The sequence below is a fragment of the Photobacterium sp. 270122K genome, assembly GCF_059941365.1.
The window spans coordinates 514,631-533,411 of record NZ_JBPOEN010000002.1; the positions used below are offsets into that span (position 1 = coordinate 514,631).

16 protein-coding genes are annotated in these 18,781 nt (G+C 49.6%); 5 read left to right on the forward strand and 11 right to left on the reverse strand.

The genetic code is table 11. The features are described 5' to 3' along the window. The first annotated feature begins 2 nt into the window (after positions 1–2). Positions 3–1,346, forward strand: a complete 1,344-nt coding sequence (locus ACSF8W_RS05450; RefSeq protein WP_500845725.1) for an MFS transporter — start codon at positions 3–5, stop codon at positions 1,344–1,346. A gap of 54 nt (positions 1,347–1,400) precedes the next feature. Here ACSF8W_RS05450 and ACSF8W_RS05455 read toward each other — a convergent pair whose 3' ends face one another. Then, positions 1,401–2,075 (reverse strand): DUF2982 domain-containing protein, encoded by a 675-nt coding sequence (locus ACSF8W_RS05455; protein WP_500845726.1) that lies wholly within the window; start codon positions 2,073–2,075, stop codon positions 1,401–1,403. Between the two features lie 416 nt (positions 2,076–2,491). Here ACSF8W_RS05455 and ACSF8W_RS05460 point away from each other — a divergent pair, with 416 nt between their 5' ends. After that, positions 2,492–2,902 carry a MarR family transcriptional regulator gene (locus ACSF8W_RS05460; RefSeq protein ID WP_500845728.1) on the forward strand — a complete coding sequence of 137 codons (411 nt, stop codon included), beginning with the start codon at positions 2,492–2,494 and terminating at the stop codon, positions 2,900–2,902. A gap of 402 nt (positions 2,903–3,304) precedes the next feature. Continuing rightward, positions 3,305–3,610, forward strand: a complete 306-nt coding sequence (locus ACSF8W_RS05465) for a hypothetical protein (RefSeq protein WP_428476363.1) — start codon at positions 3,305–3,307, stop codon at positions 3,608–3,610. A 208-nt stretch (positions 3,611–3,818) separates the two neighbouring features. Here ACSF8W_RS05465 and ACSF8W_RS05470 read toward each other — a convergent pair whose 3' ends face one another. Together ACSF8W_RS05470 and ACSF8W_RS05475 are read right to left on the reverse strand one after the other, a co-directional pair. After that, positions 3,819–5,009 (reverse strand): amino acid aminotransferase, encoded by a 1,191-nt coding sequence (locus ACSF8W_RS05470; protein WP_500845730.1) that lies wholly within the window; start codon positions 5,007–5,009, stop codon positions 3,819–3,821. Positions 5,010–5,563: 554 nt separating this feature from the next. Next, complete coding sequence (locus tag ACSF8W_RS05475; protein WP_500845732.1) at positions 5,564–5,785, reverse strand: VF530 family protein; 222 nt, start codon at positions 5,783–5,785, stop codon at positions 5,564–5,566. A 161-nt stretch (positions 5,786–5,946) separates the two neighbouring features. Between ACSF8W_RS05475 and ACSF8W_RS05480 the strand changes: the two genes are divergently transcribed. Next, on the forward strand, positions 5,947–6,441 hold the full coding sequence (locus ACSF8W_RS05480; protein WP_500845734.1) for a YehS family protein: 495 nt from the start codon (positions 5,947–5,949) through the stop codon (positions 6,439–6,441). Between the two features lie 100 nt (positions 6,442–6,541). On the opposite strand, the gene ACSF8W_RS05485 is transcribed toward ACSF8W_RS05480, so the two are convergent. From ACSF8W_RS05485 to queE, 4 genes are all read right to left on the reverse strand, one after another. After that, the gene (locus tag ACSF8W_RS05485; protein ID WP_500845736.1) at positions 6,542–7,111 is read right to left on the reverse strand and encodes a hypothetical protein; all 570 of its coding nucleotides are present in this window, start codon (positions 7,109–7,111) and stop codon (positions 6,542–6,544) included. Between the two features lie 158 nt (positions 7,112–7,269). Next, positions 7,270–8,670, reverse strand: a complete 1,401-nt coding sequence (gene asnS / locus ACSF8W_RS05490) for an asparagine--tRNA ligase (protein ID WP_500845738.1) — start codon at positions 8,668–8,670, stop codon at positions 7,270–7,272. 337 nt (positions 8,671–9,007) lie between these two features. Next, the gene (locus tag ACSF8W_RS05495; RefSeq protein ID WP_500845740.1) at positions 9,008–11,857 is read right to left on the reverse strand and encodes a hydrogenase expression protein HypA; all 2,850 of its coding nucleotides are present in this window, start codon (positions 11,855–11,857) and stop codon (positions 9,008–9,010) included. Positions 11,858–12,057: 200 nt separating this feature from the next. After that, positions 12,058–12,726 carry a 7-carboxy-7-deazaguanine synthase QueE gene (gene queE, locus ACSF8W_RS05500; protein ID WP_500845742.1) on the reverse strand — a complete coding sequence of 223 codons (669 nt, stop codon included), beginning with the start codon at positions 12,724–12,726 and terminating at the stop codon, positions 12,058–12,060. Between the two features lie 271 nt (positions 12,727–12,997). Here queE and mlc point away from each other — a divergent pair, with 271 nt between their 5' ends. Beyond that, a complete protein-coding gene (gene mlc / locus ACSF8W_RS05505; protein WP_428476355.1) occupies positions 12,998–14,212 on the forward strand; it encodes a sugar metabolism global transcriptional regulator Mlc in 1,215 nt (404 codons plus the stop codon). Between the two features lie 110 nt (positions 14,213–14,322). Here the strand turns inward: mlc and ACSF8W_RS05510 are convergent, their stop codons facing one another. From ACSF8W_RS05510 to ACSF8W_RS05525, 4 genes are all read right to left on the reverse strand, one after another. Next, positions 14,323–15,702, reverse strand: a complete 1,380-nt coding sequence (locus ACSF8W_RS05510) for an amidohydrolase family protein (RefSeq protein ID WP_500845744.1) — start codon at positions 15,700–15,702, stop codon at positions 14,323–14,325. Then, positions 15,702–17,051, reverse strand: coding sequence for a solute carrier family 23 protein (locus ACSF8W_RS05515; RefSeq protein WP_500845746.1), 1,350 nt, complete (start codon positions 17,049–17,051; stop codon positions 15,702–15,704). The genes ACSF8W_RS05510 and ACSF8W_RS05515 overlap by 1 nt, the downstream gene beginning before the upstream one ends. A 473-nt stretch (positions 17,052–17,524) precedes the next feature. Further along, positions 17,525–17,944, reverse strand: coding sequence for a VanZ family protein (locus tag ACSF8W_RS05520; RefSeq protein WP_500845747.1), 420 nt, complete (start codon positions 17,942–17,944; stop codon positions 17,525–17,527). 24 nt (positions 17,945–17,968) lie between these two features. Further along, on the reverse strand, positions 17,969–18,754 hold the full coding sequence (locus ACSF8W_RS05525; protein WP_500845749.1) for a S1 family peptidase: 786 nt from the start codon (positions 18,752–18,754) through the stop codon (positions 17,969–17,971). Positions 18,755–18,781: the final 27 nt, after the last annotated feature.

Below are 18,781 nucleotides of genomic sequence, written 5' to 3' on the forward strand. Positions count from 1 at the left end.
TCATGGGTTCTTCACCGCTCTCACAGCCCTTGCAATCACAACAATCAGGGCAAAATCTACATTCAGGAAAAGCACCGGCAGAGATCGCAGAAACGTACCGTTACTGGCGTTTTCATATCATGTTCACCATGTATGTGGGTTATGCCGTCTTCTATTTTACCCGTAAGAACTTTAACTATGCGATGCCGTCCATGCTGGTGGATTTGGGGCTGGAGAAATCCGACATCGGCATGATGGGCACGTTGTTTTATCTGACTTATGGTGCCTCTAAGTTTTTGTCAGGCGTGGTGTCTGATCGGTCGAACCCGCGCTATTTCATGGGGATCGGCTTATTTGCCACTGGCGTGATCAATATCGCGTTTGGCTTTTCCGATGCACTTTGGGTGCTGATGAGTTTGTGGGTACTCAATGCGTGGTTCCAAGGTTGGGGGTGGCCACCGTGCTCTAAACTCATGACAACCTGGTATTCGCGCTCAGAGCGTGGCCATTGGTGGTCGATCTGGAATACCGCCCATAATGTGGGTGGAGCATTGATCCCCCTATTGGTGGGCTACCTGACCTTGCACGCCAGCTGGCGGATGGGCTTCATCGTGCCGGGCGTGATTGCGATGGTCATCGGGCTCTTTCTTTGCTGGCGACTGCGGGATAAACCCGTCACATTGGGGCTGCCAACGGTGGGGGAATGGCGGCAGGATCATTTGGAACTGGCGCAAGAACGAGAAGGGCAAGGGTTGAGTCACCGTGAGATCCTCGCCAAATACGTGATCCGAAATAAATACATCTGGTTGTTGGCCTTCAGTTACGTGTTGGTCTACATCGTTCGCACCGCGATTAACGATTGGGGCAACCTCTACCTGAGCGAACAAAAAGGCTACGGCCTGATACAAGCCAACATGGCGTTGTCATTGTTTGAAGTCGGCGGCTTTGTCGGCTCGCTGGTGGCAGGCTGGGGCTCTGACCGTTGGTTTGGCGGTAACCGTGGCCCGATGAACCTCATTTTTGCCATTGGCATCTTCCTGTCCGTGTCAGCCTTGTGGCTAATGCCCATCGACAGTGATGTGTTGTTAGCGGGCTGTTTCTTTGCCGTGGGCTTTTTCGTGTTCGGTCCACAAATGTTGATTGGCATGGCGGCGGCGGAGTGCTCCCATAAAGACTCTGCGGGCGCGGCGACGGGGTTTGTTGGGCTGTTTGCTTACATGGGGGCGGCCATGGCAGGGTATCCGCTGGCGTTGATTGTCGAGCAGTTCCATTGGACGGGCTTTTTCACCGTGATTGCGGTTGCTGGGGGCACGGTTGGATTATTATTGCTGCCATTCTTAAAAGCGCAGGCCAGCGTGGCGCGTTAAACACCTAGCGCTGCTATCGGGTTGCCGGTTTGCTGAATGCGTCGCTTTCAGTGATCACGCGGCGGCCAGATAGCGGCGGGCGAGCCCCGCGAAATCGGCGGCAGGGCGATCCAGAAAATCTTCAGAAATGAAAAAGTCATACCCCAAAAACGTGCGGTTATAACGCATGCGGTTAGCTAGCATCGCTTGCAGTCCTTTTAACACATGCCCTGACGGGGTGGTGTAAGGGCTGTCATCAAATAAAATGTCTTCCAGTTGATAGGGCGGATCGGCCATGTTTTTGTGCGCCATTACCAGCAAAATTCGCTGTTCGATAAGTAATTTACTGGCCACACGCGGGCAAATCGCATCGACAAATTCGCTGTAATCTTTGAGCTTAACGCCAACCCACGGAATAGGTTGGTACCAGCCGCTATTGGCGATACTGGCTTGGGCAATACGATCAATGTTCTTCCAGCGCGCGAGCCAGCCGCCTTGGTGGCTGTGAAACTGCAAATGCATAAACGTCAGGGTGAAGGTTAACTCGGGCCCTTGTTGATACTTGTAGCCCAATAACGCCATGAGTCCGGCGACTAATACCAAAATGGCGACCGCAGAAGGGGCGATCATCGGGAAGAAAAAGCCCAATACGGCGGCTAAAATCACCCCCACTAAGCCACCGGCATACAGTCCGGCATGCGCGAAAGAAAGTGGCTGTTTGATGTAATGTGTTTCCAACTCGCGATGCATTATTCGTATCCTGTTACAGCTTTACTTCTCTCAGTATGGCTTACGTTGTGGAATCGCGAACGGGATCACTTGACGAAAGATAATGATAAGAAACAGGGCATTATAGCGATAATGTGCACATGGCTATTTATCCAGTATTTTCTGCTATTTCTTTGAATTTGACCGCAACTTGACTCAATTTCTACATACTTTGCCGTTTGCGCGTATGCGTAAGACTCGGAGAAATGAGATGCCGTCTCTCCTTTTTGAGTAAAATCGTCTTTTGTTGCAGCTTAAATAACCGTTTGCTGGCAATTCTCTGACATCCTTGGTATAACACGCGCTTACTTTTTCCCGCTGGATATATCGGGTCAACCCACAAGGTTACCTCGATAGATAGTGGTGACTGAAAGTAGTGCAACGGAGTAGGAAATTTAATGAGAATCTCTCACAAACGTAAAGTTCAGCTAAAACTGCAAAAGCGCCTTAAGGGTGTGGCAGTAGCAGCAAAACCAGCAGCAGCGAAACCTGCTGTGAAAAAAGCACCAACTGCAGAAACAGTAAAAGCTGCTCCAGCGGCGAAACCTGTTGTTGAAGCGGTTAAGCCAGTTGAAGCGGTAGCATCAGTTGCTGTGAATGTGGCGTTGACGCCAAAGCAGCAGCAAGTGCTGGATATCGTGGTTCAGCATGCTGAAGGCATTAACCCTAAAGGGATTGGTCTTCAAGCGGGTCAGGAAGATGCGAAAGCCGCTTCATGGGCCACTGGTGCGTTGAAAAAGTTGGTTGAAGAAAACTTGGTTGAACGCATCCAACTGGCAGGCAATAAGGTACTTTACAAAGCACTTTAAGCCCAATCTTATTGGGGTTATCTGACCTTTTTCAGTAATACCTTTCGTTAAGATTGTGTTTGCCGCCAGACCCGTTCCTGTGTCAGCAGGGGCGGGTGCTATTTCTTTTTATCTTTATCGTTATCTTGCCGCCGACTTATCGAGCCATCGTTCCTTTCTTTGTGGGTTTCAGCGCGTCACTTTCCCTGCTATTTTTGATCTATTCTGCGTCTCTTTTCTCTCTGCGCGATACGCTGATTTACGCTTTTTGTACGGTGTCTCATCCTTGCGTCACCTTCGTACTTTACTTGCCTATTGATTGATTACTCTGTCGTTATGTCTTAACTCTGCTATAACTTATTAATAATGGACTCATTCTCATTTTTTTAGTTTTTCAGGGAAGAGTGACGAGGAGGCGAGTGTATGACAATGATAAGTGCTAGAGAGTTTTCTGACTGGCTGCGCAATCGCTTTGCAGGTGAAGATCAAGGGGTGAGCCTAACACGTGCCGATATAAATCAATTAACGGGGCGACAAAGCTTTTCTTTAGGGTTTATTCACGACATTCATTATGAGCTGATGCAACACGACATGGCGTTTGTCACTGACACGTCACGTGATGTGTTCTATTTGGTGCCGGTTGCAAAACGCCCTTGGCGTGAGCAGCTGGAAAACCAATATGAGAGGGATCTTTTTTGCAACGTCCTCCCTCTCGATAAGTCTGGCTGAGCATCGTTTACAACAAAACGCCCCCATCGATAAAACGGTCGATGAAGCCAAAGCAGCGCCTACCGATATGCATAACACACAGCATGACAATCAATCGCGTGATGATAAGTAAAAATAACACGCAAAAAATAACGGGCGCGAGGCCCGTTATTTATTTGTTTGCGTCAAAGCTTGCGGTAAAGCGCAATCGCTTATGCTGGCTGCTTGCTTAAAGCACAGCGGCAATGCCCTTGCACAGTGGCTGCATGTTTGATTTGGTCATGCCCGCAACACTGATGCGGCCAGAGCCAACAATGTAGATAGCAAATTCATCTTTCAAACGATTCACTTGATCTTTGTTCAGGCCAGAGAATGAGAACATGCCATTCTGGCGCTCAATAAAGCTGAAGTCAGCGTCAACACCCATTTCTTTTAGTGTTTGTACAAACAAGGTACGCATTTCTTGGATGCGATCACGCATGTCTGCGACTTCTTGCTCCCACTCTGCACGTAGGGCAGGGTCGTTAAGAATTTCAGTGACCACAGCAGCGCCGTGTGCCGGTGGGTTAGAGTAAATCACACGTGCGATACTCTTCACTTGGCTGAATGCTGTCGTCCCTTCTTCGCTGTTTCTTGCCACCAACGTGAAGGCACCGACACGCTCGTTGTACAGGCCGAAGTTTTTCGAGAATGAGCTAGCGACCAACAGTTCTTCACACTTGTCAGCGAAAATACGCAGACCTTGTGCATCCTCTTCTACGCCCTTAGCAAAGCCTTGGTACGCGAAGTCAAACATCGGTAGCAGTTTCTTCTCTACGCATAGATCAGCCAGTTGCTGCCATTGCGCAGCATCTGGGTCGATACCGGTTGGGTTATGGCAGCAGCCGTGAAGCAAAACGACATCACCTTCCGATGCTTGATTCAGATCAGCGAGGGTGCTGGCGAAATCCATGTCTTTGGTTTCAGCGTTGTAGTAAGTGTATTGTGCGGTTTCAAGACCTGCCGCTGCGAACACACCATTATGGTTTGCCCACGTTGGGTTACTGATCCAGACTTTCACATCACCGAGCTGGCGTTTGATAAATTCAGCGGCAACACGCAGTGCCCCTGTACCACCAGGTGCTTGTGCGGTGAATGCACGTGTTGATGAGATGACAGGAGAATCCGCACCGAACAACAGTTGTTGAACAGCCAAGCCGTATTCCGCGGTACCCGGAATGCTGAGGTAAGATTTTGTTGTCTCTTTCTCTAGCAGAATGGCTTCTGCTTTCTTGACGGTGGCTAATACTGGTGTGTTGCCCGCTTCATTTTTATAGATGCCAACGCCCAGGTTAATCTTCTCTGCGCGTGGGTCATTTTTGAACTCGTCCGTTAAGCCTAGAATCGGGTCTGCCGGTGCGGCGGTAATTTTCTCAAACATTGTCATCGTCCATGGGGGGTAAGAATAAACAGTCATTAGCTTATTTATACCTCTATACAGAGGGGGTTGACAAGAAGTTGTAACAATTACGCTTAATAAAATTTGAGAATGCCTTGTAGTTGCGTTTTTTACGTCACGCCGTGAGAGGGCGCGATCGCTGTGCATGGGTGGGGTTACAGTAAAATGACGACAGAATTGGTCAGATAATAATCTGACTGTGTGGCGGGTCACTAAAATTGGGCTAAAGCGAGGGAATAAACCGTCATTTTTTGATCGATTTTACTGGCTGTCTGGTGGGAATGGTGTGGTACATGAATGGCGATATTGTGATGAAAAATGCGTCAATCTAGCATTGATAATGGTGTTTTTGCCCTATAAAGCGCAGGGTAGGATAGATAAATGACAGACAAATGCCATTCTTTAAGTGAAATGCACTAAATATCACTTAATGGTATGTTCGCCCAGTGGGCAGGGGAAGAGGTGTAAAGGTGGATGGGCGGGAAGTGTAGGGGGGATGCGATAAATAACGTCTCGCTATCTATCGCATCGGCCACTTAATCGATAAAGAATGTGTCGAGGTAAAGTTGCTCAACTTCTTTTCGGGCCCACTCGGTGCGGCGAAGAAACTTCAGGCTTGACTTGATACTTGGGTCACTGGTGAAGCAACGTACTTTTACGATGCGACCCAGTTCTTCCCAGCCGTAGTGATCCACAAGTTCGTTCAATAGAGTTTGAAGCGTTACGCCATGCAGCGGGTTTTTAGGTTGGGTATCCATGGATGTTGTTTCTGTGTTGATAGGGTCAACGCGCACTATAGCAGTTTGGCCCTGTTGATTAAATCGCAGTAAGTAAACTTATTGGGTATATATCTGGTAAAATGAAGCACAACTTCGCAGTACGTCATGTCGACAATGCTGCATTTTTACTAGGATTTACTGTGCTCAACAACGACATCTTGCGACGTATTCGCTATACCTTCGATTTTAATGATTCAGCGATGATTGAAATCTTTGCTTCTGCTGACCACGAGGTAACACGAGAGCAAGTTTGCGATTGGTTGAAGAAAGATGATGATGGTGCATTTATTGATAAATGTTCCGACCGTGAACTTGCCATTTTTCTTAATGGTCTGATCAATACCCGACGTGGTAAGAAAGAAGGTCCGCAGGCTGAGCCTGAGTCTCGTTTGACCAATAACATGATTTTCATGAAGTTACGTATTGCGTTGGATTTTAAAGCCGAAGACGTATTGGCATTGATGGAATCGGTGAATTTCACGATCAGCAAGCATGAGCTGAGTGCGTTCTTTAGAAAGCCAGAGAACAAGCACTACCGTGAGTGTAAAGATCAGATTTTGCGTAACTTCTTGCTGGCGGTGCAATACCATTTCCGTCCAGAAGATCGCCCTGAAACACTGGCGGATGCAGAATAAGCGGTATTAAACCGATAAATAAGAAAAGGCTACCCAAGGGTAGCCTTTTTTATCGCTGGAATAACAGCGTGATGAAATAATGACCTGATTAAAAACAGGTTTATTTAATCAGTACGATGTCGCCTTCATGCTGAGTGAGCAACATTTTTTGAATGTTGAAACCACACAACATAAGGATCAGGCACCAGTTCAAGAAAGGCAGCGTGCTTTTCTCTAGGCTTGTCGCGAGTTGGTCAGGCTTCCATAAAAACGCGTCACACAGGCTTTCGATGGTGATGCCTGTAAACGTGTTGTCACCGATCACGCGCTTAAACTCTTTCTCGCTCGGCATTTCAAAGGCGGTTTTATTTTTAAACGCCGTTGGTTTGAACGCACGCATGACTTTTCTGGCATCGACATCAATCGGTTGACCATGATTTTGAATATTGGGTCTGCCGACAAGCGCGGTCAGAAAACACCAGCACGGGTAGGGAATATCAGAACGATTTTCAGGTTCGCGTTTGTAACGTGACATCCAATCAGAGATTTTTTTCTCTTGTAGGCCAGTTAAAAGGGCAAGGGTGGCGGAATCATAACCGTACTCTTTAAGTAGGTTAATAATTTCAGCAACTTCTGATACGAAGGGTTTGGCCCATTGGTTTGCTGGCGTGAGGGTGATTTCTCTGATCATAATTGACTCATGTGAATTAGTGTTGCTGCTTATCTGCGATAAGCGGATAGCCTAAGCTTATTCTAACCCTGTAACCAAGTCTATTGACCCGTTTAATCTGGGTATAAAAAAAAGCCACCCGAAGGTGACTTTTTTACTGCTTTTGAGCGAACTTCAGATTAGAAGTTTGCAGAGCGTGGTGCACGTGGGAATGGGATCACATCACGGATGTTTGCCATGCCAGTTACGTATGTTACCAAACGCTCGAAGCCTAGGCCGAAACCAGAGTGTGGAACCGTACCGTAGCGGCGAAGGTCACGATACCAGTCAAGGTGGCTAGCATCGATGCCCATTTCAGCAATACGCTTATCCAGAAGCTCTAGGCGCTCTTCACGCTGAGAACCACCGATGATTTCACCGATGCCTGGTGCTAGAACGTCCATCGCTGCAACGGTTTTGCCGTCGTCATTCATGCGCATGTAGAACGCTTTGATGTCTTTCGGGTAGTTCTTCACAACAACCGGTGCTTTGAAGTGCTCTTCCGCTAGGTAGCGCTCGTGCTCTGAAGACATGTCGATGCCCCACTCAACGTCGAACTCAAAGTCACGACCAGAATCTTTTAGGATCTGGATAGCGTCAGTGTAGTCAACCTGTGCGAAGTCAGACGTTACGAACTGCTCTAGACGAGTGATTGCGTCTTTGTTGATACGATCAGCGAAGAACTCAAGGTCATCGCGACGCTCTTCAAGTACCGCTTTGAACACATACTTCAGCATGTCTTCTGCTAGCTTAGCCACGTCATCCAGCTCAGCGAAAGCCACTTCAGGCTCAACCATCCAGAATTCTGCTAGGTGGCGGCTAGTGTTCGAGTTTTCAGCACGGAATGTCGGGCCGAACGTGTACACTTTGCTTAGTGCACAAGCGTAAGTTTCAGCATTTAGCTGGCCAGAAACCGTTAGGAAGGTTTCTTTACCAAAGAAGTCTTTATCAAAGTCAACTTCACCGGCTGCTGTCATTGGTGTGTTCGCCATATCCAATGTAGATACGCGGAACATCTCACCCGCACCTTCACAGTCAGAGGCTGTGATCAGTGGCGCAGACATCCAGAAGAAGCCTTGCTCGTGGTAAAAACGGTGAATCGCTTGTGATAGACAGTTACGCACACGCGCAACCGCACCAATTACGTTAGTACGCGGACGTAGGTGTGCGACTTCACGAAGGTACTCAATAGAGTGGCGAGTTTTCGCCATTGGGTACGTATCAGGGTCTTCAACCCAGCCCACGACTTTAACGTCAGTGGCTGCAAGCTCAAAATCTTGTCCCTTCGCTGGAGATGCAACGATTTTACCCGTCACCTCAACAGAGCAACCAGTGGTCAGCTTAAGCACTTCTTCCTGGTAATTATTTAACTCATTAGGGACCACGGCCTGAATCGGGTCGAAACAAGAGCCGTCATAAATGGCAAGGAAAGAGATCCCAGCTTTGGAATCACGACGTGAACGGATCCAGCCGCGAACAGTGACTTCACTGTCTACCGCGAGCTTACCGCTAAGTACGTCTGTTACAGGCGCGTAAGTCATGTGTAAATTATTCTCCGTTAAGGCACTTCACTTGTGTTCACTAAGGGCGGAATTCCCTTAGACACAGTCCAAAGACAACATATTACCTGTCTTACGTTTCGCTTCAAGCCTTGTTGTGACCTTAAAACGTAATTTGATGGCGCAATTGCACGAAATATAGAGAGGGGCGCACAAGAATTGTGCGAATTTACATGGGCATCGGTGGTATGGGGCTGTGATATGGCCTCAAAAGATGTGCCACCTCTATGAACGCGCCACCCGAGTGAGAGTGGCGCGTAGTGAGTGGGTATGTGCTCAATAGACAGGTGTCGATGCCCGTCGTAAAGAGACAGTACCACTATGGGGAGGGTGTCTCCTCGAGGAAAGCACACTGTTGCCCATCATTGAGGATTGTTCCTGCAGGTGGCCCCGCTGGCGCTTCTGTGTTCTCGCCTTCACCAGGTGTTTCGCCCTCCGTGGGGGTTTCGCCTTCTGTAGGCGTTTCACCTTCCGCTGGTGGTGTTGGCGGCGGCTCAATTGGCGTGACATCAGGCACGTCACTGGCCGGTATTAACGTGACAATGTCACTCCATAGTTCACCGTCAGTGGCGGCGAACGATAATGTTTCATCGTCTTGCCAACGGGTTTGATGGTTAAACGCTTTGATGGCCAGTTTTAGCCCATCGGTATCGGTGAGAGCAATACGCTCATTCATGGATCCATCCAGCGCCTCGTAATACAAGGTGCCGTCATCGTCGATTTTCCAGCGAATGTCGATATTAAAACCACAGCCATCAGAATCCACGTATTGGCCAAGGAAATAATCGCCAGAGAAGTCATCACTCAGTTTGAGGAAGCGCGAGCTGTCACTGGCAAATTGCAGGGCTTTATCATCACTGTTATCACCGGTATTGCCGATCAGCAGGGTTTCGGTCAACACGGGATTACGATCAAACCATACGGTTTTACATTGGGTGATTTGGTTTTGGTATTCCTCGAGCGTGCGGGTGGTGACGGGGGCGGTCGTCGCTTGATCCCAGCCAGAATCGAGCGTCGAGCAGGCTGCTAAACTGCCTGGGGCATACTCACGGGCCATCACGTTATTGATGGTGGCGCTATTGTCGGTCTGGCTGAATTGCTTAATGGCCAATAACCGCAGGGAGTACTCGTAATGGGTCAAGGCCCAGCGGTTGACGGTGGTGCTATCACTGTCATCCGGGAAGAGGGCAAGGTAGCCTTCCTCGGTGAGTGCCCACTGGCGTGACCCTGCTTCAAGATCGGTATGACGGTACAGTTCCCACGTGTTACCGTCACGCAGAATGTGTGCGCTGATCTCGCCATCTTCTGAAACTTGCACTAAAGAATGGCCGATCAGAGCATCAAGGCGCGCTCCCGTAAACCGCTCATCCCCGCCACATTCGGTGACGGCGTTCAGGAAAAGCCCTGCGGTGGCTTGTGCCGTATTGCCGAAGTCACAGTTATCAAAGGGGGGCAGGTTGTCACGACTGGCAGCACTGATGATTTGCGCTTTGGCGTCATTATCAAAACCCGAATAGTGGTATTCGGTGTTTTTCAGCAGGGTTTCCCCGATATTGACAAACCCCCGATCTGCAATCAGGAACAAATTGGTACTGTTAAAGCGGTAATTGGACGCCAGCTGCTTAATGATGTCGGGCACATCAAACCGAATGATCGATTGGCCTGCTACGGTGGTGGGGGCCCAAGCGCCGACTTCCTGAACCGCCCATTCGTCACCCGCAATGTTGTTCCAGTAACGCAGGGTAAAGAAATTGTCATCAATCAGCTCGACCACAATGTTGTCACTGAGTCGAAAACCGTTGACGTCGGTGATGTCGGGGCCAATATTGGCTAGCGGGGTGGTCACCTCATCCAGACTGGTATAACCGGCATCGGGCATCTGAATCGGGGACACGCGGCAGGTATCTTGATCATTACTGGTATCACAAAGCAGGTAGGTTTCCCCTTCAGGACGCCAGGTAAAGTAGAAGCCGGAGGCCCCTTCACTGAATGTCGCGTCGGGTTGGATATAACGCGTGACGTAATGATTGTTTTTACTCGACAAAAAGTCATGCATTTTTTTGCCGTTCAGTGAATACACGTTGGCGTCCAGCGTGATCCCCGCTTTGTCATCAACCGAGAGGGCAGCATCCGTCAGCAGGGCGGTGGTTTGGGTGGCAAATACCACGCGCAGGTAACTGAATAAGCCTTTCCAGCCGTCGCTGGTTAATACCTGATGGGTAATGTCTTCCGTGCCGAAAGCGGTCGATTCACTGAAATAGGTGAAAAAATCACTGAGGGCAATGTCTGTATTCCCGGCCTTTTCCCAGCGAAATTTATTCACCGTGGTTTCGACACCATCGTATTGGGTGCTGTCGACCAAAATGCCACTGCCGCTATTATTGGTGAAACTCCCCACCTGCCAGTAACCGTCACCTAAAATGGCTTGAATATCAGCAATGGCGGCGGCTTGTTCAGTAAAGAAACGTTCCACGCGACCGGTTGTCATGGACTGCACGATAGACAAGGTCATCAACTCTTTCAGCGTCAGGCCTTGCACGCTGATTTTCGGAAACAAGGTATCGCTAATGTCTGTGGCCATGCTGTTGATGTCTTGCAAGGCAAACAACACTTTACCTTGCGGGGCATCATTAAAGATTTCACTGAATACGCCCCAGCTGCCATCTTGAACCACACGTTGAGTAAACGCGTAATAGGCCAATGACGATTCTAGCGTAATGGCGAGCCGTTCGGTGGCGAGGGGGATCATGTAAAGCCCTTCCGGTAAGGCTTCCCCTAAGGTGAAGACCGGAACACCGGCGGGGTTCATTAACAGTACCGCATTGATGCGATATTGTGTGCCCGCATCAAGTTCGTAGCGGCCATCGCCCTGAGAAACCCAGCGAGTAATATCGATGGATTCAAATACCTTGCCGGTGTTATCCAGCCACACGGCGGCAAAGTTTTGTTCGGTGAGATCTTGCACCGCGTCCGCATAGGCGGTGGGGAACAAGGTGGATTGTCGCTGAGCCAGTGCCATGCTGGCCGGTAAATCGACCGATACTGTGAAGGTATTGGACACCGGTGTTGGTGTACCGGCAACAGGCGTGGGTGTGTCCGTGCCGCCTCCGCAGGCAGCAAGGAGCAGGCTGCAGGCAGCCCAAAAGCATTTCCCTAGATAACGGCGCATAGGTATTCCCCAAACAATCACAATGAATAAACAAGATGTGTTATTGCTTTTTTGCTTAACTTTTTTGCTCAGTATAGAGAGTGCACACCGAGGCAATGTTAAGAAGGGAGACGTGTCTTGTAGATTGGGCGGCTGTCGTAACGTTGAGACAGCCGCGAGACGCGCGCAGGGGATGAGAATAGCGCGAGACGTAATGGCGGTTAGGCTATCGCCAGGTATTTGTGGGTCTGAATCGATAAACGCCAGTTGCGCGTGATGCAGGTTTCAATGCACAACTCAGTCGCGCGTGGTTTTTGGCTGATCGGCTGCAATGCGATGGTCACATTGGTTTTCAGGTTTTTGCCTGCCAGCAAATCATCCAGTTGCTCGATGTCTTTTTCAGTCCCTACAGGGTGCTTAATTTCATCGGCTCGCTCAAGGGCACTGGCAAGCACCGGTAATTTCGCCTTCATATTGATTTTTGGCGATACGGTCACCCATGTACGATCCGTTACCAGCACCTCTGACGTGCCACTGGTTTCAATTTGACATTGGAAACCGGCTGCATCTAACGCCATGGTTAACGGGCGAAGATCATAAATACACGGTTCACCCCCCGTGATGACCACATGCTTGGCGGTATACTGCTGTGCAATCAGCAGTGCGACAACCCCGTCGGCATCCAGTGTGGTCCAAAGGGGAGAGTCACCGCGTTTTGCCATGATGGTGTCGATGGCGACTTCATCTTGCGGTTCGGCGCTCCATGTTTGTTTGGTATCACACCATGCGCACCCTACCGGGCAGACTTGCAGACGAACAAAAATGGCTGGGACACCTGTAAAGACGCCTTCACCTTGAATGGTTTCAAACACTTCGTTGATTTTATACACCGCAAACCTCGTGGTGAGTTAACATTGTTTCATGCAGCCGGAGATTATCGCAAAATCATGGGGAGCTGTCTCGCTCGTGTTAAATTTTGCGAGCAAAAAAACTTCTATATTGGCGTCTCAAAAGTGGGCTTTAGAGCATGTTTTTCTGTAAAGTTTCGCTGGCACCGTGACTCTGGTCACGTCCTTTGAATTAACGACTTCACAATTACTTCGCAAAGTAAAAAAATTCAATTGGCTAATAACATTGATGGATTTTATCGGGAGTGTAGGCATGTATGTCGCTCAGCCTGGTCATATCGACCATATAAAAAGAAACAATGCAGGCAGCGTCTATAAGCTTATTGATCTTTACGGGCCTATATCTCGAATTGAACTGTCTAAGCGTAGTCAATTAGCACCTGCCAGTATTACCAAAATTACCCGCGAGTTGATCGATGCGCACTTGATCAAAGAAACGGCGATTCAAGAAACCAGCAGTCGTGGACGCCCTGCGATCGGCTTGGTGCCCGCCAATGAAGGCTGGCAGTTTATGTCTATCCGTTTAGGGCGTGGGTATTTAACCATCGCCTTGCATGAGTTAGGCGGCGACATTCTGGTTGAAGAACGCCAGGATGTGGATGTGCTTGAGCAAGATGAAGTGCTCAGCAAGTTGATTGCCGAGATCCACACGTTCTTTGCGAACCATGTCAGTGAATTGGATCGTATTACCGCCATTGCGGTGTCTCTGCCGGGCTTGGTGCATTCTGATACGGGGATGGTGTTGCAAATGCCGCATTACCATGTCCACCGCTTAGAATTAGGCCCTGCGATTCATCAAGCGACGGGGGTACCGGTGTTTGTGGGGAACGATACCCGTTCATGGGCATTGGCCGAGAAATTGTTTGGTAACTCACAAGATGTGGCGAACTCGATTTTGATTTCCATTCATCATGGTGTCGGTGCCGGCATTGTGTTGGATAACGTGATTTTACAAGGCCGCATTGGCAATGTAGGCGAGCTTGGACACATTCAAATTAAGCCTTATGGCAAGCGTTGTTTCTGCGGTAACCACGGTTGCTTAGAAACGGTGGCGAGCCTGAAGGCGGTGCTGGAGCAGGTGGAACAGCGTCTACGCGAAGGGCATCCTTCCCAGTTGCATGGTCAGCGATTAACGATTGAGAAAATCTGCGATGCAGCCGTGGCTGGTGATACCTTGGCACGACAGGTCATCGTTGAATTGGGGCACAACCTAGGGCAAGCCATTGCGATTATGGTGAACTTGTTTAACCCCGAAAAAATCTTGATTGGCGGTGAGTTTAACCGTGCGAAAGAGGTGTTGTATCCCGCGATCATGGAATGTATTCGTACCCAGTCACTGCCGGTGTATAACCGTGATTTGGTGATTGAGCAAAGTTGCTTTTATACCCAAGCCACCATGCCGGGTGCGGCATTGGTGAAACAGGCGATGTATGACGGCCATTTGTTGATGAAGCTGATTGAAGGCTAAAACTGTTGCTTGAATCAATAGCATCATGCATTGATGAACAGATAAAACCGATGAACAAATAAAAAAGCCCCCTCGTGATTGTCACGAGGGGGCTTTTTTAGAACACGGCGTTAGCGCGATTTATCATGCACATCGTGACCTTGAACCCAAACACGTTGTACATTTTCTTGCTGGGCTAAACAGATGATTTTTTCCAAAATATCGTGGGGAGAATCAAACTCTGGCCAAATGCGCAGATTACCGATGCTCGGTTTGGCTTCAATCACGATGGCATCAAAGTGATGGTCTTTAGCGAAGACGCCCGTTTTGGCATTCAGAACATTCGCCCCGCCTGCGGTGGCCATCCAGAACGCTTCAACAAAGCTAACACGCGCATTGGCAGTGCCGCGTTGTCCTGTCGGTATCATCACGTCCACGCCTTCTTCACGCACACGGGAATGACACACCGCATCAAACGCCGCCCGGAAGATGGACGGTGACGGTGCGCCAGCAATATCACTGCCTAAACCGATGTGCACGCCGCTATCGAGCAGTTCGCGGGTTTGCATCGCAGCGTTGGCAAAAAACATGTTAGACAACGGGCAGTGGGCGATACCCGCATCGAATTGCTTAATCATCGCCACATCGTTGGGCGTCAGAAAAATCGAATGTGCCAGTACTGATTTATTGTTCAGCAAGCCAGCATCGGCATAAATTTGCACATCGGTTTTACCAAAATGTTGCTGGGCATAATCACGCGCCCAATCGCTTTCTGAGCAATGGGTTTGCATGTGCAGGTCGTATTGCTGCACACGTTTACCCAGTTGATTGAGCATGTCGGGCGTACAGCTTGGGACAAAGCGTGGCGTGATCACCGGCTGGACTAAGCGTTTTTCATTGCCGCTGAGTGCCAATACGTTATGGATGAACGCATCGGTATCGTCTACAGCCTGAGTGACATCATGTTCACAATAGTAAGGCGGGCACTGTTCGGCATTATCCATGTTGATTTTGCCGACATAAGCGCGTTGGCCAATGTGTAAACATTGCTGAGCCAGTAATTCGGTGGATGCGCGATCAATGGAAGCAAAGTACACCGCACTGGTGGTGCCATTAGCCAGCAGTGTGCGGGTGACGTCTTGGTAGATAGCCTCCGCAAACGCGATGTCCTGATAACGGTGCTCAAGCGGAAATGTGTAGTTTTGCAGCCAGTCATACAGCGGCAAATCCAAGCCTTTACCGGCTTGTGGCCACTGCGGGGCATGGCAGTGTAAATCCACCAATCCCGGCAGCAAGTACTGGCCTTTTTCCAGTACCTTCAGTTTGTTTTGCTGTGCCAGAGCGTGGCGTACATCCGCATAATGGGGGTGTGTCTGCGGGTACGTGGCCGCGATATCCCCCTCATCATTAATCAGCAGTAAAAAGTCTGGGTGGAACTCAAACGCGCCTTTGTTTGGGCAATGGAATGTGTCCGCCTGAACGGCAAATTGGATATCGTGGAACATCATCATTAGTTTGCCTCGTTTGCGATTGCTGGCGTTGCATCATCAGGCAACACAAAGTTCAGGATAACCGCCGCCAATGCACCAATGGCAATGCCTGAGTTCACCAAGTAGCCCACGAGTTCTGGCAATGCATAAACCAACTCACGTGGCATCAGTACCGCACCAAGTGACAGCATGATTGGCAGGCCAATCACCAACATATTGCGCTCAGACAAGTCGATGTGCTGCACAACGCGGAAGCCGTTCATGGCAATCACCACACAAATCACGGTGAAAATACCGGAGATCACCGCGTGTGGAATAGACGCAATCACGCTGGTCAGTTTTGGCATCAGGCCGAGCAGAAGCAAAATGAAGCCCCCTGCAATGATCGCACGGCGTGAAGACACGCCCGTTACCGCGATAATCCCGGCATTGGTTGAATAGCCCGTTACCGGACTGCCGCCAATCAATGAACAGAAGAAGTGACCCACTGCTTCACCGGTCGCGCCGCGATTAAGACGTTCATCTTCAAGCGGTACACTGGTTACTGCACTGACCGCACACCATGTACCCGTTGTTTCAACTAAGACAATCATGGAGATAAACAGCATGGTCATGATAGCGATAGGATCAAACGTCAGTTCGCCAAAAGGCAGCAATGTTGGCAATTGTACCCATGCTGCGTTAGCCACGGATGAAAAGTCAGTCATGCCATAAAACGAGGCCGTGATTGTACCTAGCACAATGGCGCCCAGTACGGAGGTCAGGCGTAACCAATGCAGTTTTTGGCACATGCAGCCCAGTAAGATAAAGCTGCACAGTGACACCATGCTGACAAGGGCGATCACAATGTTTTGGCTTGGGTGTTCGCCGCTGTAGATCCCGTTAAAAGCGATTGGCAGTAAAGAGATGCCGACCACGATGATCACGGTACCGCCGACAATCGGTGGGACAAATTTACGAACAATTTTACTGAAAACATTCAGTGGCTTGCCCAGTAACGCGACAAAAATTGCCACGGGGATCAGCGCGCCGTAGACCGCACCCATGCCCATGCTTTTTCCGATGGCAGCAATGGCGCCAATGGGAATGTACGACGGGCCTTGCATGACAGGTAGCTTGAGCAAGCAACGAGATTGAATAATGGTTGCTAAGCCTGCGACGACAAATGTCATTTGGATCAACGAAGAGGTATCGGCTACGGTCAACGATAGAAGGCTGGCAAGAATGATGGGAACGATATACAGATCCATTGCCAGTACATGCTGCGCTCCGAGGGAGAGCGAGCGAGGAATCGAGATTTTTTCGTCGATGTTATGCGCCGTGTTGTTTCCGGTCTTGTTTACGCTAGGGGTCGCTGCGTTCTGCGCCATGTCAGTTGCCTGCTCTCATACTGATTGCGATGTTGATATGAAAATTATCAACAACAAGGTTTGGTTGTCATAAGCCGCGGTACTGACCAAGGTGGCAGTACGAGCAGATATGGGGTGTTAGTGTGATGACGTGAAGCAGCGGTATCCGTTTCCGTGCTGTCATCGTGTTGAATTGGACGCGATTTTACTGAATATAAACGATTGCGCAAGCGTTTGCTTTTTGGCGGTTGAGGGGGCGATTTTGTGAGGTTCGTCACTGGAATTCGTGAAAATACAAAAATATCAATAGCCTACTGTGAGGATTGGTAAGGTGAAGCGTGGAGAGAAACGCTGATGAATATTTTTTATGGTTAATATCACAAATTCAGATAGCGCGTGGTGTGCTGATAAGGCGTACAAAGCGGGCATTGTTCGCTCAATACGCGTGATGTGTGACAGCGAAAAAGGGAAGGGGTTGAATTGGCAGGGTACTTTTATGCGCGCTGCTTTTGCAGGAGGCGTTCGATGATGCGTAAGCTGTAATACCCCGCAATCACGCCGATCACATTAGCGAAGCCGTCCGCCCAGGAGGCTTCACGCCCTGCCATGTCGATGCCTTGTAAGTACTCGAGTCCGGCGCCATAAAGAGCGAGCAGCAGGCAGCATAAATAAAAGCGGTGACGGGGGACGGCGAGAAAGGCCAAACAGGTAAACAGGCCGTAAACCCCAAAGTGCAATATCTTATCGAGTGCGGCAATATCGTATTGCTTGAGATCCGTGAGATCCCCCGTTTGTGCTGCGGGTCCGAGTGAGATGATACCGACCCAGATGGCGTAGCTGATAAACGCCGTCCATCGTAGCGTGCGTTGCCAAAAACGGCGCCTCGGAAGAGAGGATGAGTGCGAGGGAGGCATGTTAGTGACCTTGTGATTGTGGCGTTATTGGTGTTGTTTCAGCAAGGTAATGAGATGCTTAACGGGTATGGCATAGGTGATGGCGCTGGGATCAGTCAGTGCAGATTCACGGCTTGATTTCACAAAGACTTTGTTGATCACCGCAATGACTTCTCCCGTGTCTGGGTGATATACCGGGCTGCCACTGTTACCGGGATAGGCGGTGGCATCAAACTGGTACACGTTGTAAGGGCGTTTAAGCTGCTTGAGCTGTTGAATGGTTAATTCTTTCGCATTGCGTGCCGGTGTGGCAATCGGCGTAATACTGGCCACAATACCGCGATGGGTCGCGGGGTGCAGGCCTAAAATGGCGCCAATGGGAAAGCCTGTGAAGCTGTACATTTCCCCTTCACGAACAGGGCGTGTTGATAAGGCCACCGGTGGGAGTGTGGCGCCTGATATTTTCAACAGGGCTAAATCATGGCGAGTATCGCGGGCGATCACGGTCGCCTGACGCACATCGGGACTGTTACCTTTCCCGATAAACACCACAAATGCCGTGTTCTTTGATTTTTTTAGACGCTCATCCACCACATGGGCATTGGTGGCGATGAGTGAAGGGCCAACGGCAAACCCCGTCCCATGAAGTTGGGCGCGGGGCGTTGCCAAGCGATTGTAGGTACCGATACCGACTATAGAGGGTTTCAGTTTCGCAATGGTGTCGGGTAAACCTGCGATAGCACGGGCTGAAAATACCCAGAGTAACATGACGCCGATCCCCCCTAACATGCAGAGGTATTTTGTCCATCGTGTTGCCATGCGTTCTTTCATCGTCCTCGCCCTCTATCTATCTCTCTA